Source organism: Novosphingobium sp. fls2-241-R2A-195 (assembly GCF_030209485.1).
GTDB lineage: Bacteria > Pseudomonadota > Alphaproteobacteria > Sphingomonadales > Sphingomonadaceae > Novosphingobium > Novosphingobium resinovorum.
The window spans coordinates 131856-147433 of sequence record NZ_JARVRY010000027.1 but is presented as its reverse complement, the minus strand read 5'-3'; the positions used below and the strand labels follow the sequence as shown (position 1 = coordinate 147433).

17 protein-coding genes are annotated in these 15578 nt (G+C 66.7%); 6 read left to right on the top strand and 11 right to left on the bottom strand.

Features of this window, described 5'->3' with window-relative positions; translation table 11 throughout:
* Nucleotides 1-58 precede the first annotated feature (58 nt).
* The 5 genes from trxC to QRN25_RS20500 all read right to left on the bottom strand — a co-directional run bounded on the left by trxC (nucleotide 59) and on the right by QRN25_RS20500 (nucleotide 3449).
* Nucleotides 59-499: a thioredoxin TrxC gene (trxC, locus tag QRN25_RS20520; RefSeq protein ID WP_036528048.1), complete on the bottom strand. Its 441-nt coding sequence runs from the start codon at nucleotides 497-499 to the stop codon at nucleotides 59-61.
* 38 nt (nucleotides 500-537) lie between these two features.
* The gene (locus QRN25_RS20515) at nucleotides 538-1086 is read right to left on the bottom strand and encodes a pseudouridine synthase (protein WP_285021122.1); all 549 of its coding nucleotides are present in this window, start codon (nucleotides 1084-1086) and stop codon (nucleotides 538-540) included.
* 4 nt (nucleotides 1087-1090) lie between these two features.
* Nucleotides 1091-2002, bottom strand: coding sequence for a DMT family transporter (locus tag QRN25_RS20510; protein WP_036528044.1), 912 nt, complete (start codon nucleotides 2000-2002; stop codon nucleotides 1091-1093).
* A gap of 77 nt (nucleotides 2003-2079) precedes the next feature.
* The gene (locus QRN25_RS20505) at nucleotides 2080-3066 is read right to left on the bottom strand and encodes a TerC family protein (protein WP_036528042.1); all 987 of its coding nucleotides are present in this window, start codon (nucleotides 3064-3066) and stop codon (nucleotides 2080-2082) included.
* A 200-nt stretch (nucleotides 3067-3266) separates the two neighbouring features.
* Nucleotides 3267-3449, bottom strand: a complete 183-nt coding sequence (locus QRN25_RS20500; protein ID WP_008833220.1) for an HP1242/YdcH family protein — start codon at nucleotides 3447-3449, stop codon at nucleotides 3267-3269.
* A 390-nt stretch (nucleotides 3450-3839) separates the two neighbouring features.
* On the opposite strand from QRN25_RS20500, the gene QRN25_RS20495 reads away from it, so the two are divergent.
* The 3 genes from QRN25_RS20495 to QRN25_RS20485 are packed head-to-tail and all read left to right on the top strand — an operon-like array spanning nucleotide 3840 to nucleotide 5231.
* Nucleotides 3840-4751 carry an SPFH domain-containing protein gene (locus tag QRN25_RS20495; RefSeq protein WP_271182023.1) on the top strand — a complete coding sequence of 304 codons (912 nt, stop codon included), beginning with the start codon at nucleotides 3840-3842 and terminating at the stop codon, nucleotides 4749-4751.
* Nucleotides 4752-4758: 7 nt separating this feature from the next.
* Nucleotides 4759-4962, top strand: a complete 204-nt coding sequence (locus QRN25_RS20490) for a type II toxin-antitoxin system antitoxin (RefSeq protein WP_008832625.1) — start codon at nucleotides 4759-4761, stop codon at nucleotides 4960-4962.
* A 2-nt stretch (nucleotides 4963-4964) separates the two neighbouring features.
* Nucleotides 4965-5231, top strand: coding sequence for a hypothetical protein (locus QRN25_RS20485; protein ID WP_285021120.1), 267 nt, complete (start codon nucleotides 4965-4967; stop codon nucleotides 5229-5231).
* Between the two features lie 43 nt (nucleotides 5232-5274).
* Here the strand turns inward: QRN25_RS20485 and QRN25_RS20480 are convergent, their stop codons facing one another.
* The 4 genes from QRN25_RS20480 to QRN25_RS20465 all read right to left on the bottom strand — a co-directional run bounded on the left by QRN25_RS20480 (nucleotide 5275) and on the right by QRN25_RS20465 (nucleotide 8618).
* Nucleotides 5275-6126: a dienelactone hydrolase family protein gene (locus QRN25_RS20480; RefSeq protein ID WP_285021118.1), complete on the bottom strand. Its 852-nt coding sequence runs from the start codon at nucleotides 6124-6126 to the stop codon at nucleotides 5275-5277.
* Between the two features lie 51 nt (nucleotides 6127-6177).
* Nucleotides 6178-6579 (bottom strand): VOC family protein, encoded by a 402-nt coding sequence (locus QRN25_RS20475; RefSeq protein WP_285021116.1) that lies wholly within the window; start codon nucleotides 6577-6579, stop codon nucleotides 6178-6180.
* 147 nt (nucleotides 6580-6726) lie between these two features.
* A complete protein-coding gene (gene purU, locus QRN25_RS20470) occupies nucleotides 6727-7581 on the bottom strand; it encodes a formyltetrahydrofolate deformylase (protein WP_271182025.1) in 855 nt (284 codons plus the stop codon).
* 11 nt (nucleotides 7582-7592) lie between these two features.
* Entirely contained in the window at nucleotides 7593-8618 is a 1026-nt protein-coding gene (locus QRN25_RS20465; RefSeq protein WP_008832620.1) for an NAD(P)H-dependent flavin oxidoreductase, read from the bottom strand.
* 44 nt (nucleotides 8619-8662) lie between these two features.
* On the opposite strand from QRN25_RS20465, the gene QRN25_RS20460 reads away from it, so the two are divergent.
* Together QRN25_RS20460 and QRN25_RS20455 are read left to right on the top strand one after the other, a co-directional pair.
* A complete protein-coding gene (locus tag QRN25_RS20460) occupies nucleotides 8663-9127 on the top strand; it encodes a hypothetical protein (RefSeq protein ID WP_285021114.1) in 465 nt (154 codons plus the stop codon).
* 147 nt (nucleotides 9128-9274) lie between these two features.
* On the top strand, nucleotides 9275-10798 hold the full coding sequence (locus QRN25_RS20455; protein WP_285021112.1) for a catalase: 1524 nt from the start codon (nucleotides 9275-9277) through the stop codon (nucleotides 10796-10798).
* 185 nt (nucleotides 10799-10983) lie between these two features.
* Here QRN25_RS20455 and QRN25_RS20450 read toward each other — a convergent pair whose 3' ends face one another.
* Together QRN25_RS20450 and QRN25_RS20445 are read right to left on the bottom strand one after the other, a co-directional pair.
* Nucleotides 10984-13290, bottom strand: a complete 2307-nt coding sequence (locus tag QRN25_RS20450) for a glycoside hydrolase family 3 N-terminal domain-containing protein (protein WP_285021110.1) — start codon at nucleotides 13288-13290, stop codon at nucleotides 10984-10986.
* 170 nt (nucleotides 13291-13460) lie between these two features.
* Complete coding sequence (locus QRN25_RS20445) at nucleotides 13461-14720, bottom strand: aspartate kinase (RefSeq protein ID WP_434547984.1); 1260 nt, start codon at nucleotides 14718-14720, stop codon at nucleotides 13461-13463.
* A gap of 83 nt (nucleotides 14721-14803) precedes the next feature.
* Between QRN25_RS20445 and ubiG the strand changes: the two genes are divergently transcribed.
* On the top strand, nucleotides 14804-15553 hold the full coding sequence (ubiG, locus tag QRN25_RS20440; protein ID WP_285021108.1) for a bifunctional 2-polyprenyl-6-hydroxyphenol methylase/3-demethylubiquinol 3-O-methyltransferase UbiG: 750 nt from the start codon (nucleotides 14804-14806) through the stop codon (nucleotides 15551-15553).
* The last annotated feature ends 25 nt before the right edge of the window (nucleotides 15554-15578 follow it).

Here is a 15578-nt window from a genome sequence, read left to right as displayed (position 1 = left end):
CCCGTGACTTTGGGCACCGCATATAACACGGGAAGTTAAACCCCGTCCATCCGGCGACTTACCCAGCCGCCGCGGCCCGTGCCCAGGCGACGATCGCGCCGGGCGGCATCGCACCGGACTTGCGCGCGATCTCCCGGCCCTTGTGGATCAGAACGAGGGTGGGGATGGACTGGATGCCGTAGCGCCCGGCGATCGCCCCTTCCGCCTCGGTGTCGAGCTTGCCGAGGCGCATCTCGGGCTCCAGCTGCGCCGCCGCCGCCGCGAAGGCCGGAGCCATCTGGCGGCAGGGACCGCACCACGCGGCCCAGAAATCGACCAGCAGCGGCAGGTCGCTGCGCCCCGCATGAGCATCGAAATTCGCTGTGGTCAGGGTGACCGGCGCCCCGGCGAAGAGGGCCGCCCTGCACTTGCCGCATGTGCCGCCGGCGCCCAGCCGTTCGACCGGCACCCGGTTAGACGTCGTGCAGCGGGGACAAACGACGATTCTGTTATCGGACATGGACACGTCTCCTCACCATCGATGTAGGAGCGCGCGACTCAGACCGCCACTTCGCGCCACTCGCCCGGCGCGATGCCGTCGAGGGTCCAGTCGCCGATGCTCCAGCGCACGAGGCGCAAGGTCGGGTGGCCGACGGCGGCGGTCATGCGGCGGACCTGCCGGTTACGGCCTTCGCGCAAGGTCAGTTCGATCCAGCAGTCCGGCACCGTCTTGCGGAAACGCACCGGCGGATTCCGCGGCCACAGGTCGGGCGTGTCGATGCGGCGGGCATCAGCGGGCAGCGTCGGGCCATCGTTCAGCGTGACACCCTTGCACAGCGCTTGGATCGCGGCCTCGTCCGGCTCTCCCTCGACTTGCACGAGATAGGTCTTGGGCGTCTTGTAGCGCGGGTTCGAGATACGCGCCTGCAGGCGGCCGTCGTCGGTCAGCAGCAGCAACCCCTCGCTGTCGCGGTCGAGCCGCCCGGCGGGGTAGACACCGGGCACCTTCACGAAGTCCGACAGCGTCGCGCGCGGGCTGGGAGACTTGAGGTCGGTGAACTGCGGCAGCACGTCGAACGGCTTGTTGAGCAGGATCAGGCGGGTCATGCGATCAGTCCTTCGCGGGCTTGTCTGCGGCGCGCGCCATCGCCAGCGCCACGGCGAGCAGCACCATGCCGACCACGTCGATCGTGCCCAGCGTCTCTCCGAAGGCGAGCCAGCCGACCGTGGCCGCCAGCGCCGGCTGTGCCATCAGCGCGAGGCCGATCACCAGCGGTGTGAAATGGCGCAGCGAGTAGATCAGGAAACCCTGCCCGATCAGCTGGCTCGACAGCGCGAGCGCGACCAGCGGCGTCCAGTCGCGCGGCATGATGACTTCGCCCAGCAGCACAGCGGCGAGCAGCATCACCGGCACGCTCGCGGCGGTCGAGACGGCGAGCAGAGAATATTGCCCTCTACCCTGCCGCACGCCGTTCAGCATGATGAGATAGACCGCGTAGAAGGCTCCGCCGAGCAGGCAGAACAGGTCTCCGACGAGGTTCGTGCGGCTGATCTCCAGCGATCCGCCCATCAGCAGGCCCGCTCCCGCCAGCGCGGCGAGGATGGCGCTGACTTCCAGCACGCGCGGCGCGCGCCGGGCGGTGGCAAGACCCCAGACCATCACGATCAGACTGCCCGAATTGCCGAACAGCGAGGCATTGCCCACCTTTGTCCGCACGATGCCGAAATGCCAGGCGGCGAGGTCCAGGGCAAAGAACACCCCCGCCGCCATGACCAGCGCGATCACCCCCGGCGACATCCTGCGCTGCACCGCAGGCTCACGTCCGGCGAGCAGCACGAGCACCGGCAGCGCGAGGGTCAGGCGCCAGAACCCGGCGGCGACCGGCCCGGTATCGGCAAGCCGCACCAGCCATGCCCCCAGCGCCAGCGCGACGTTGGCGGCCAGCAGCGCGAGGAGATGGCGCGCGGTCCAGTCATGGCCGGGTCGGACTTCGGGGACGGACAGGGCGGGAGCAGTGCTCATGGCCCGCGTCCTAGCGGCATGGCGCGGGCGGCGCACCTGCTTATTGGCGCGCCGCCCGGATCGTCAACAAAGCAGGATCAATTCGGCAACTGCGCCGTCTCTTCCCCTCTTGTCTTCCAGAGCGACCAGCCCACCCCACCCGCGATCAGCGCCAGCGTGATGCCGAGGCTCGCGAGCGGCGGGAACTTGGCGCCGCCCAGCGCAAAGTCGGCGATCAGGATCTTGCCGCCGATGAACACCAGCACCAGCGCCAGCGCATACTTCAGGTAGTGGAAACGATGCACCATCGCCGCCAGCGCGAAGTAGAGCGCGCGCAGGCCCAGGATCGCCATGATGTTCGAGGTGTAGACGATGAAGGTGTCGGTCGTGATCGAGAAGATCGCCGGCACCGAATCGATCGCGAAGACCAGGTCGGCCAGGTTGATCACCACCAGCGCCAGGAACAGCGGTGTCGCCGCCCAGACGAGGTGGCCCTTCGCGTTGGGCTCCTTCACGAAGAAGTGCTCGGCATGGTGCTGCTTGGTCACGCGCATGTGGCGCGAGATCCAGCGGATCGCGGCGTTGTTGCCGATGTCCGGGTCATGGTCGCTGGTGAACAGCATCTTGATCCCGGTGAAGATCAGGAAGGCGGCGAACAGGTACATGACCCAGTGGGCATGGGCGACCAGCGCCGCGCCGCCCGCGATCATAGCCCCTCGCAGCACGATGACGGCAAGGATGCCCCACAGCAGCGCGCGATACTGGTACTTGGGCGCGACCGCGAAGTAACCGAAGATCATCGATATGACGAAGACGTTGTCGATCGAGAGCGCCTTCTCGATGAAGTAGCCCGTGTAATAGTCGATCGCCGGCGCGGAACCCTTGGCCCACCAGATCCACGCGCCGAAGATCATGGCGATGCCGATGTAGAACACCGACAGTTTAAGCGATTCGGCGATGCCCATCTCCTTGTCGTCCTTGTGCAGGACGCCGAGGTCGAAGGCGGTGAGCAGCAGCACGACGGCCGCGAACGAAAGCCAGAACCAGGCAGGCGTGCCCAGCCAGTCGGCGAAGAGAAATTCCATGATTTCAAATCCAAATGGCGAACCCGTTCCCTCTCCCGTCGTCATTGCGAGCGTAGCGAAGCAATCCATGGTGGTCTGGAACTGCCCTGGATTGCTTCGCTACGCTCGTAATGACGAGGTGTGGGAGCATGAACCGTGTCCGGGGGAAACGGAGGCGCCGGCGCGCAGGATCGGGGGAGGAAAGCGCGCCGGCGCGCGGGTTACAGGCTGGCGAGTGCGCGCGCGGGCGGCAGCAGCCGCGCCATCCTGTCCCTGAGCCTGGTTTTCCGTTTCATCAGCCGGGCGACCTCCAGCGGGTCCTTGTGGCGGCCTGTCTTCATGCGGCGGATCGCGGCGTCGAGCTTCTGGTGCAGCTCTAGCAGGCGGAACATGCGTTCGGTCATTATCGTATCCCTATCGAACGGGTTGAAGTTCGATCGGATGAGCGGCGCTGGGGTTGCGTAAGAAAACAATGCTGAACCTGCACCGGTATCACCCGATGCGGTCCGACATCACGAGGCGTGAGGGAAGTTCCCGATCACGCCGCGCCAGAGGGGCCCGGCCCGCAAAGGCTCTAATACGACCGAATCGCTCCGAGTTCAACCCATTCCTCCCCGAGCTTGCTCGGGGAGGTGGCAGCGCGAAGCGCTGACGGAGGGGGAATTGCCTGAGCTCTCCCCCTCCACCACCGCCTGCGGCGGCGGTCCCCCTCCCCATCGCTGCGCGACAGGGAGGATTGCTTCTGCCTCAAAATCCGATATTAATGTGATATCACTTTTAGAGGGGTGCCACCGATGTCCGATTCGCATCTGCCCATCAACGCCAGCCGGGAGAGCATCGCCTCGACCCGCAGCGGCTACCTGATGCTCATAGTATTCCTGGCGCTGCTCGTGGCGATCGTGTTCTGCGTCGTCACGCTGGCCAGCGGCGATCCGGGACCGGGCACGGTGCTGGGCTTCCTCGCCTTCATCCTCCCGGCGGTGATCATGAACGTTCTGATCCTGAGCGGCTTCTACATGATCCAGCCCAACCAGGCCGCTGCCGTCACCCTGTTCGGCAGCTACAAGGGCACCGATCGCACCCCCGGCCTGCGCTGGGTCTGGCCGTGGATGGGCAAGACGAAAATCTCGGCCCGCGCCAACAACGTCGTCTCGGAAAAGCTCAAGGTGAACGACCTTCGCGGCAACCCGATCGAGATCGCCACCAACGTCGTCTGGCGCGTCGCCGACACCGCGCAGGCGCTTTACGACGTGGACGACTACAAGGCCTTCGTGAACGTCCAGATCGAGGCCGCCGTGCGCTCGATCGGATCGCGCTACGCCTATGACGACGTCGAGGATGCCGAGATCACCCTGCGTGGCAGCCACGAGCAGGTGAATGCCGAACTGCGCACCGAACTGATCGCCCGCCTGCAGGTGGCGGGCATCACGGTGGACGAGTGCGGCCTCACTCACCTCGCCTACGCGCCAGAGATCGCCGGGGCCATGCTGCGCCGCCAGCAGGCCGAGGCCGTCATCGGCGCGCGGCGCAAGCTGGTGGAGGGCGCGGTGTCGATGGTCGAGATGGCGCTGGCGCAGCTCTCGGAAAAGAACGTGGTCGAACTCGACGACGAGCGCCGCGCGGCGATGGTCTCGAACCTGATGGTCGTGCTCTGCGGCGAGCGGGATACCCAGCCCGTCGTCAATACCGGCACGCTCTACTCGTAACGTTCCGATGGCGTCTCCCGGCAAGAAGGCGTTCGCGCTCCGTCTCGATCCGGCGCTCTACGCAGCGCTGGAGCGGACGGCGGCGGCGGACTTGCGCTCGGTGAACGCCGAAGTCGAAGTGCTGCTGCGCGAGGCCCTCGCCCGGCGCGGCGTCAAGGTCGAGGCGGGCGAACCGGCAAGGCGCGGACGTCCGCCGAAGGATGGAGACTGATCATGCTGCACAAGCTGTTCGAGAATGATCCGTGGTTCGCCCCCAAGCGCTACGGCTACGGCGCGGGGCTGCCGATCGCGTGGCAGGGGTGGGCGCTGCTGGCGGCCTACCTCGCCATTATCGTCGGGATCGCGCTGCCGGGGACCGGCGGCACGCTGGGCGCCCGGACCGCGTCGTTTGTCGGCGTGCTGCTGGTGACGGGCGTGTTCATGGTGATCGCCGCGCGCCACACGCACGGCGGCTGGAAATGGCGCTGGGGCGGGGATTGAGGCGGTCCGTCGTCCCGGACCTGATCCGGGACGACGTGGAACATTACAACTTCGCGAAAACCGCCACCATCGCCTTCCACGCCCGGTCCGCCTCGCCCGGATCGTAGGCAGGCGAATCCGGCACGCACCAGCCGTGGTCGGCGGCGTAGACTTCCACTTCGGCCGGGCGCTTCGCCGCATCCGCAGCCTTGCGCAGTTCGGTCTTCACCTCGGGCTGCTTGGCGTCGTCATTGCGGGCGATGGCGAAGATGTAGCTCGCCTTCGTCTTGCCCAGAACCCGGTGCGGACTGTCCGGCGCCTCGGTCACCAGCCCCGCGCCGTGAAGCGACACCGCCGCCTTCACCCGCGCTGGCACCGCCGCCGCCGTGCGCACGGTGAATGGCCCGCCCATGCAGTAACCGTTGCTGCCGATCCCGCGCTTGGTGTCCACCGCGTCCTGCCCGTCGAGGAACGCGACATAGGCCGTCGCATCGCGCCTCACCGCGTCGGGCGTGAGCATCGCACGCATCGGGCCGACTTTCGCCTGACCTTCGGGCGTGCGGTACTCGGCGAAACTCTTCATCACCGGCGCCGGGCCCGAACGATAATAAGGGTTCACCACCAGCACCGCGAAGCCCTGCGCGGCAAGGCTGCGGGCCATGATCTTCTTGGCATCGCGCAGGCCCGCGATGTCGGGCCACATGACGATGCCGGGATGCTTGCCTTTCCCCGGATGGACGAAGAACGCATCGCACACCCCGTCCGCCGTGGTGATCGAGACCATGCGCTCTGTCAGTTCGCCGCCGCTCTCGGCCGCGACCGCGCCGCAGCCCGCCATCGCAAGGCCCGCGCCCAGCACCGAGAACGCGCGGCGGTCGATGCGGGTGAAGTCGTCGGCGGTAAAGTCGTCACACATGGGCTGGCCTTTCGCTGCTTTCCCGGCAGCCTAGCAGAGCTTCGCGCGACCTCAATCGCCGTTGAAGTTGAGTTCCAGGTTCACGGCATTGGGATCGGCAAGGAACAGTTGCCTGAGGCCGATGTGCGTCAGGTCGTTGAACCGATAATCGAGGCCCAGTTCGTCCAGCTTCGCGCGGGTCGCCTCGAAGCCGCTGCAGCGCAAGGCGACGTGATGGAAGCCGTTGGTTGATTCGCCCGGCAGGTAATCGTCGTAGCGCCCCGGAGCGGTGGTGCGATCGACGAGGTGAATGATCGGCAGCCCCCCTGCGTCGCGCATCCAGTAGCCCGCCGTGCCCGCGCGGATCGAGGGGTTTTCGCTGCGGATCAGGCCCAGTACGCGTTCGTAGAACGTGGCGGTGCCTTCGAGGTCGTCGGTCAGGATGTTGACGTGATCGATGCCGCTGACCTGCATGGTACTCTCCCTTTGTTGGACAAGGAGTACCCACCCCTGCCCCCTCCCGCAAGCGGGAGGGGAATGAGAGCATCGTTCTTCGCCCTCCCGCTCGCGGGAGGGCCGGGAGGCTTGAGAGCGAAGCGAACTAGCCGGACGGGGTGGGCCTCAGCTCCGGAACACCACCGTCCGCGCTCCGTTCAGCAGCACCCGGTCCTCCAGATGCAGCCGCACCGCCTCGGCCAGCACGCGGCGTTCGATGTCGCGGCCCTTGCGGACCATGTCCTCGGGCGTGTCGGAGTGCGTCACCGGCTCCACGTCCTGATGGATGATCGGCCCTTCGTCGAGGTCGGCTGTCACATAGTGCGCGGTCGCGCCGATCATCTTCACCCCGCGCGCGTGGGCCTGATGGTAGGGCTTGGCGCCCTTGAAACCCGGCAGGAACGAGTGGTGGATGTTGATGCAGCGCCCCGACAGGAATGCCGCCATCTCGTCCGAGAGGATCTGCATGTAGCGCGCCAGCACCACCAGTTCCGCCCGCGTCTCGTCGACGATGGCGCGGATCTGCGCTTCCTGCGCGGCCTTTTCGCCCTTGGCCATCGGCAGGTGGTGGAAGGGAATGTCCCCCAGCATCAGCGTGTTGATCGCCTCGCGCGGGTGGTTGGAGACGACGCCGACGATCTCCATCGCGATCTCGCCGATGCGGTGGCGATAGAGCAGGTCCGCCAGGCAATGGTCGAACTTGCTGACCAGCAGCAGGACGCGGCGCGGCCGGTCGCGGCGCTGCATCGACCAGGCCATGCCGTATTCGTGCGCGATCGGACCGAAACCCTCGCGGATGTCCTCGCGGTCCGTGGCGCCCGGATCGAAGGCCACGCGCATGAAGAAGCGGCCCTGCTCGAGATCGTCGAACTGCTGCGCCTCGGTGATGTTGGCGCCCATCTGCGCGAGATAGCCCGTCACCCGGGCGACGATGCCCGGACGGTCGGCACACGAAAAGGCGAGGATCAGCGGCTCGGCCATACCCTTGCCCCTTACGCCGCGACGGCGCCGCGATTGGTCAGCGCGGCCTCGCTCTCGGCCATGAGCGCGGCGATGATCTCGGCCACCGGCTCCTCCTTGCCGACCATGCCGACCGACTGGCCCGCCATGATCGAGCCGCTCTCGACGTCGCCGTCGATCACCGCGCGGCGCAGCGCGCCGGCCCAGAAGTGCTCGATCTTGAGCTGCGCCTCACCCATGTCGACCTCGCCCGCGTCCAGCAGGCGCGCGACTTCGATCTGCTTGGCGGTGAATTCCTCGGTGCCCTTGTTCTTGAGCGCGCGCACCGGGATCACCGGCAGGCGCGGATCGACCTGCACCGATGCCACCGCATCGCGGGCCGAGGCGCGGAAGAACGCCTTCTTGAACGCTTCATGGGCGATCGATTCGCTCGCGCAGGCGAAGCGGGTGCCGAGCTGCACGCCGGCCGCGCCCATTTCGAGGTATCCGGCGATCGCCTCGCCCCGGCCGATGCCGCCCGCGACGAACACGAGGTTGTCGGCGGCGAGGCTCGGCAGGATTTCCTGCGCCAGCACCGAAGTGGAGACGGGGCCGATGTGGCCGCCCGCTTCCGAACCCTCGATCACCAGCGCGTCCGCGCCCGAGCGCAGCAGCTTCTTGCCCAGCGCCAGCGTGGGCGCGAAGCAGATGACCTTCGCCCCGTTCGCCTTGATCGCCTCGACGCTGCCCTTGGGCGGAATGCCGCCCGCAAGCACCACATGCGTCACGCCGTGCTTCGCGCAGACGTCGATCAGGTCGAACAGCATTGGGTGCATGGTGATGAGGTTCACGCCGAAGGGCTTGGACGTCAGCGCCTTGGTGGCGGCGATCTCGGTGTCGAGCAGTTCCGGGGTCATCGCCCCGCAGGCGATCACGCCGAAGCCGCCCGCGTTGCTGATCGCGGAGACGAGGTTGCGCTCGGAAACCCAGGACATGGCGCCGCACAGGATGGCGGTCTCGGTGCCGAGGAATTCGCAGCCGCGCGCCATCAGCGCGGAAGTCTTGGTGAAGGCGGTCATGAAATTCCCATAGCCCGGATTTTTGTTCAGCCGTGCGCCATAGGGTGACGAGCCGCACCGCACAAGCGGCGAGCGACGGAACCAAATGGCGACAAGTTCGTTCAGGTGAGGCACAGTTACATGGAAATCAGGGGGTCATTTCCAACATGCAACACGACGACGAACCGCTGAATGCCGCAGCCACGACACCGTCGGGCCCGGAAGCGGTCGCCGCGCAGGGCGTAACGATCGACGAACATCTGTTCGAGGACATTCTGGATCTCGAAGGCGCGTTGCGGTTGAGTACGCAGGCCACCGCCGGTCTCGGCGCCCCGCGCGCCACGGAAATCGTGATGCTCGGCCGCAAGTTGCCCGAACCTTCAGCCGCGAAGATGCAGGTCCTTGCCGATGAAGTGCGCAAGGCCACGCAGGCCGGTGATCTGGCGCGGGTCCGCGAGTGTCACCTGCACGTCATCGACACGCTGGTTTCGCTGCGCACGACGTGCTGGGCCGTAAGATCCGAAGAATAGATCGAGTTTCATCGAGTTTCCCGATTACTCTTACATGTTCGTATAGCTTCTCCGCCTTGGCGGGCCTCGTTAGGTCTACAGCAGAGCCGCCAAAGGGCAGCACACGCCAATCCATGACCACAGGCCCATGACCAAAGGAGAGCCGACATGCACGGATCCAACTCAGACGAGCCCAAGTGCCCCTACGGCCACGGCGCCGCTACCCCGCTGACCACGCAGTTCGGCGCTCCGGTCGTCGACAACTCCAACTCCTACACCGCCGGGCCGCGCGGCCCGCTGCTGATGCAGGACGTCTGGCTGATCGAGAAGCTGGCCAACCTCAACCGCGAAGTGATCCCCGAGCGTCGCATGCACGCCAAGGGTTCGGGCGCATTCGGCACCTTCACCGTCACCGGTGACGTCTCGAAGTACACCCGCGCGAAGTTCCTCGCTGAAAAGGGCAAGCAGACCGAACTGTTCGCCCGCTTCACCACCGTGGCCGGAGAGCGCGGCGCGGCCGATGCCGAGCGCGACATTCGCGGCTTCGCGGTGAAGTTCTACACCGAGGAAGGCAACTGGGACATGGTCGGCAACAACACGCCGGTCTTCTTCGTGCGTGATCCCCGCCACTTCGCCGATCTCAACAAAGCGGTGAAGCGCGATCCGCGCACCAACATGCGCAGCGCGCAGAACAACTGGGACTTCTGGACCCTGCTGCCCGAAGCCTTCCACCAGGTCACTTACGTGATGGGCGATCGCGGCATCCCCAAGTCGTACCGCCACATGGACGGCTTCTCCAGCCACACCTACTCGTTCTACAACGAGGCGGGCGAGCGGTTCTGGGTGAAGTGGCACTTCAAGACCCAGCAGGGCCACGCGCATCTGACCGACGCCGAAGCCGCCGAAGTCGTCGCCGGCGACCGCGAGAGCAACCAGCGCGATCTCTACGAGGCGATCGAGCGCGGCGAGTTCCCGAAGTGGAAGGTCATGGTCCAGATCATGGACGAGGCCGAGGCCGAGACGTGCGGCTTCCACCCGTTCGATCTCACCAAGGTCTGGTCGCAGAAGGTCTATCCGCTGATCGAGGTCGGCATGATGGAACTGAACCGCAATCCGGAGAACTTCTTCGCGGACGTGGAGCAGAGCGCCTTCAGCCCGTCCAACCTCGTCCCCGGTATCGGCGTCTCGCCCGACAAGATGCTGCAGGCGCGCCTGTTCGCCTATTCGGACGCGCAGCGGTATCGTCTGGGGGTCAACCACCACCAGATCCCGGTGAACGCGGCGCGCTGCCCGGTGTTCAACAACCACCGCGACGGCCAGGGCCGGGTCGACGGGAACTACGGCGGACTGCTGCACTACCACCCGAACTCGTTCGACCAGTGGCAGGACCAGCCCGAATTCCGCGAGCCCCCCTTGCGCCTCTCGGGCGCTGCCGACTTCTGGAACTTCCGCGAGGATGACGACGATTACTACAGCCAGCCGCGCGCGCTGTTCCAGCTGATGGACGATGCGCAGAAGGAGCGTCTGTTCGGCAACACCGCCCGCGCCATGGGCGACGCGCCGGACTTCATCAAGCAGCGCCACATCGACAATGCCACCCGCTGCGATCCGGCTTACGGTGCGGGCCTGGCGGCTGCGCTGGGGATGAGCGTGAGCACCGAACTCTCGCCGGTGCCCGAACTGGCAGACTGACCTGACGGTCGAATGAAAAGGCCCCGTGTGGGGATGTCCGCGCACGGGGCCTTTTTCGTGATTGTTCCGTCACCCTTTGACAGTCATCCCCGCGAAGGCGGGGACCCATCTGATGACCGTGCAACACGAGAGAACCGGAGATGGGTTCCCGCCTTCGCGGGAATGACTGTCAAAGGGTCGGTGTCCTACTTCGCCACCGTGAACGTCGTCGCCATGTCAGCCTTCGAATCGCCGCCGACCCACACGTCGAACGCGCTGTCGTCCTGCACCCAGCCCTTGGTCACCGCGCTCCAGTAGCGTAGGTCGTCGGCCGTCAGGGTGAACTGCATATGCTTCGTCTCGCCCGGCGCGAGGGCGACGCGGGCGAACTTCTTGAGCTGGCGCACCGGACGCGAGGACGTGCCCACGCGCTGGTGGATGTAGAGCTGCGCCACCTCGTCGCCCGCACGCTTGCCGGTGTTGGTGAGGTCGAACGACACCGTGACCGGCTCGCCCGGCTTCACCGAGGCGCGGTCCACCGCCAGCTTGCCGTAAGCGAACGTGGTGTAGCTCAGGCCATGACCGAAGGGCCAGGTCGGCGAATTGTCCTCGTTCCAGTAGCGCTTGTCGGCGCTTCCGGGCTGGTGCGAGGGCAGGTAGGCATACGTGTAAGGCGCCTGGGCAGCGCTGCGAATCCAGCTGAAGGGCAGCTTGCCGCCGGGATTGACATCGCCGAGCAGCAGGTTGGCGACGGCATTGCCGCCCTCGGAGCCGGGATACCACGCCTCCAGCACCGCGCCGGGCTTCGCATCGCCGAGGCTGAGCGGACGGCCGTTGACCAGCACTACGACGACCGGCTTTCCCGTGGCGATCACCGCGTCGAGCAGTTCCTGCTGACGGCCCGGCAACTTCAGGTCCGATCGCGAGGCGAATTCGCCCGCCATGTTCTGCGCCTCGCCCAGCACCATGACCGCGACGTCCGACTGCTTCGCAAGCGCGATCGCCCTGGCCAGTTCCGCCTTCTCGTCGATCGCGGGATGCTCGCCGGGCTTGTTCATCGCGTCGAAGAAGGAGGGGTTCTTGCGGGTCGGCCATGCCGTTCCGGTCGCATATTCGACCTTCACGCCCGCGCCCAGCTTGGCGCGCAGGCCCGCAAGGACGCTGACGCCCTCCGGCTTGTTGGAGGAGAACACCCAGGGGCCGAGCATGTCGTGGCCCGCATCGCCGAGCGGCCCGATCACCGCCACCGACTTGAGCTTGCTGCGGTCCAGCGGCAGCAGCCCACCCGCATTGGCCAGCAGCACCGCCGACCGCTCGGCCGCGATCCGTGCGACTTCGCGGTGGGCGGGATCGTCGAAGGTCCTGGGCACCGCCTTGGGATCGACATAGGGCTTGTCGAACAGGCCAAGGCGATACTTGGCCTCGAGCAGACGCAGCACCGGGCCGTCGAGCGCGCTTTCGGCCACTTCGCCGTTCTTCACCGCGTCGATCAGCGACAGCATCGGTGAGGGGTTGCTCGGCACCGTCATCGCAAGGTCCATGCCCGCCTCCAGCGCGCGCACGGCGGCCTGCTTCGGGCTGCCCGCCATGCCCTGCTTCTCCAGCGAATCGACGCCGTTGGCATCGCTCACCACGAAGCCCTTGAAGCCCCATTCCTTGCGCAGCACGTCGGTCAGCAGCCACGTGTTCGCCGCCGCCGGAACGCCGTTGAGGCCCATGTAGGCGCTCATGATATTGCCCGCGCCCGCATCGAGCGCGGCCTTGAACGGCGGCAGGTAAGTGTTGCGCAGCTGGTTTTCCGACAAGTCCACCTCGTCGTAGTCACGCCCGCCGAACGAGGCGCCGTAGCCGACGAAATGCTTGGGGCCGGACAGCACGTGGCCCGGCGTGCCGATGGCCCCGCCCTGGAAGCCGCGCACCTGTGCCGCCGCCATCGCCGCGCCGAGCACCGGGTCCTCGCCCGCGCCCTCGACCATGCGGCCCCAGCGCGGGTCCATGGTGATGTCGACCATCGGCGCGAAGGTCCAGTTGATGCCCACCGCGCGCGCTTCCGATGCCGCGACGGCCTGGCCGCGCTCGGCCGTCGCCGGGTCCCACGACGCGGCCATCGCGATCGGCACCGGCATGATCGTGTGCAACCCGTGGATCACGTCGTAGCCGATCAGCAGCGGAATGCCGAGGCGGGTCTTCTTCACCGCCAGTTCCTGCAGCGCGTTGATGCGGACCGGGTCGGTGACGAACAGCATCGAGCCGACCTGCCCCTTCGCGATCGCGGCGTCGATGTTCACCGCCGTCGCCTTGGGGTTCGCCACGGTAGCCCCGCCGAAGTCGAAGTACTGGACGAGCTGGCCCGCCTTCTCCTCCAGCGTCATCCGCTGCAGCATCGCCTCGGCGCGCGCCCGTGCCTCGGCCTCGGTGACGACTTTCGCCTCTTTGGCAACGACCGGTGCAGCCGCAAGGGGAGCCAGCGACGACGTCAGGGCCAGGGCGAGTACCATTCGGGAAAGGCGCAAGGTCGATTACTCCGTTGGAATGCTGATCGGGATACTTGTGCACCCGCCATATCCCGGTTTCGCGTATTTGACAGCGCTGTATCCGACGCGCGGATAGCGGAAACGAAAAAAGGCGGCGCTTACCGCGCCGCCTTTCTCCAATCCTTCGCGGGTACGCGAGAACGCTGCGATCAGGCCGCCGCGTCGAGTCCGTAAGCGGTGTGCAGCACGCGCACGGCCAGTTCGGTTTCGTCGGTGTCGATCAGGACCGATACCTTGATCTCGCTGGTCGAGATGGCGATGATGTTGATACCGCGATCGGCGAGCGTCTTGAACATCGTCGCCGCGACGCCTGCGTGGCTGCGCATGCCGACGCCCACGACGCTGATCTTCGCCACGTTGCCCTCGGCGATCATGCGGTAGTAGCCGATCGCGTCCTTGCGCTCTTCCAGCAGCGCCTGCGCGCGGGCGAGGTCGGCCTGCGGGACCGTGAAGGTCACGTCGGTCTCGCCTTTGTCCTTGGCAACGTTCTGGATGATCATGTCGACGTTGATGTTCGAATCCGCGAGCGGCGCGAAGATCGACGCCACCGCGCCCGGACGGTCGGCGATGCGGGTCAGGGTGATCTTGGCTTCGTTCTTGTCGGCAGCGATGCCGGTGATCAGCTGGCGTTCCATGTCGCTTCCTTCAAGCTCTTCGTCACTGACGATCAGGGTTCCGGGGATGGTATCGGCGGCGGGTGCGTTCTCGTCGATGAACGAGGACAGCACCTGCACGCGCACATTCTCCTTCATGGCGAGGGAGACCGAGCGGGTCTGCAGCACCTTGGAGCCGACCGAGGCCAGTTCCAGCATTTCCTCATAAGTCACCAGCGGCAGCTTGCGCGCCTTGGCGACGATGCGCGGGTCGGTGGTGTAGACGCCGTCGACGTCGGTGTAGATGTCGCAGCGGTCGGCCTTCACCGCCGCCGCCACGGCCACGGCCGAAGTGTCCGAGCCGCCGCGCCCCAGCGTGGTGACGCGGTTGTCGGGCGAAACGCCCTGGAAACCGGGGATCACCGCGATCTGGCCCGATGCCATCGAGGCGATCAGCGCCTCGGCGTCGATGTCCTCGATGCGGGCCTTGGCGTGGGCGTCATCGGTCTTGATCGGCACCTGCCAGCCCAGCCACGAGCGCGCCTTGCAGCCCATCGACTGCAGCGTCAGCGCGAGGAGGCCGGAGGTGACCTGCTCGCCCGAGGCGACGACGACGTCGTATTCGGCGGGATCGTAGAGGGCGTCCGCTTCACGGCAGAAGTTGACGAGGCGGTCGGTCTCGCCCGCCATCGCGGAGACGACCACGGCCACTTCGTGCCCGGCTTCCTGCTGGCGTTTGACGATACCCGCCACGCGCCGGATGCGCTCGGACCCGGCCATGGAAGTGCCGCCGAATTTCATCACGATACGTGCCAAGGCGCCGTTGCTCCCCTGCGTAAAAGACCCGCGCGGAGTGCGCGAGTGTGGATAAGAGTCGGCGGCGCTGTTAGGGGGGGATCATGGACAATGCAACTGCCTCTCTTCCCGCTTCGCGCGCAACAATCGATCCGAAGGAGGCCGCGCACTTCGGCGCCCTCGCCGCCGAGTGGTGGGATCCGAAGGGCACGTCGGCGATGCTGCACAAGCTGAACCCGGTGCGCCTCGGCTTCATCCGCGAGGCGATCGACGGGCATTTCGGCACCGATTCGCGTGGGCTCAGGCCGCTGGCGGGCAAGCGCGCTCTCGATGCCGGATGCGGCGCGGGCCTGCTGTGCGAGCCGCTGGCGCGCATGGGCGCGGCGGTGACGGGCGTGGACGCGGCGCCGGAGAACGCCGCCGCCGCGCGCGCCCATGCCGAGGCGGGCGGGCTGGCCATCGATTACCGCGCGGGCGAACTGGGATCGCTGGGCCTGACCGGCTACGATCTCGTCTGCTCGCTGGAGGTGATCGAGCACGTCACCGACAAGGCCGCGTTCATCGGTGACCTGTCCGCTGCGCTGGCGGACGATGGACTGATGATCCTCTCCTGCCCCAACCGCACCGCCCGCTCGCGCGTGCTGCTGGTGGAGGCGGCGGAGCGGCTCGGCCATGTGCCGAAGGGAACGCACGAATGGAGCCAGTTCGTGACGCCTGAGGAACTGCGCGAGCTTGCGGATGGCGCCGGGCTGGAACTGGGTACGCCGCGCGGGATCGCATGGTCGCCGCTCAAGGGGCTGCACCTGTCAGACGATCTGGCGCTGAACTTCATCGCGACGGCGCGGAAGAAGTAAGCATCCTCCCTGTTCCGAAGGAATG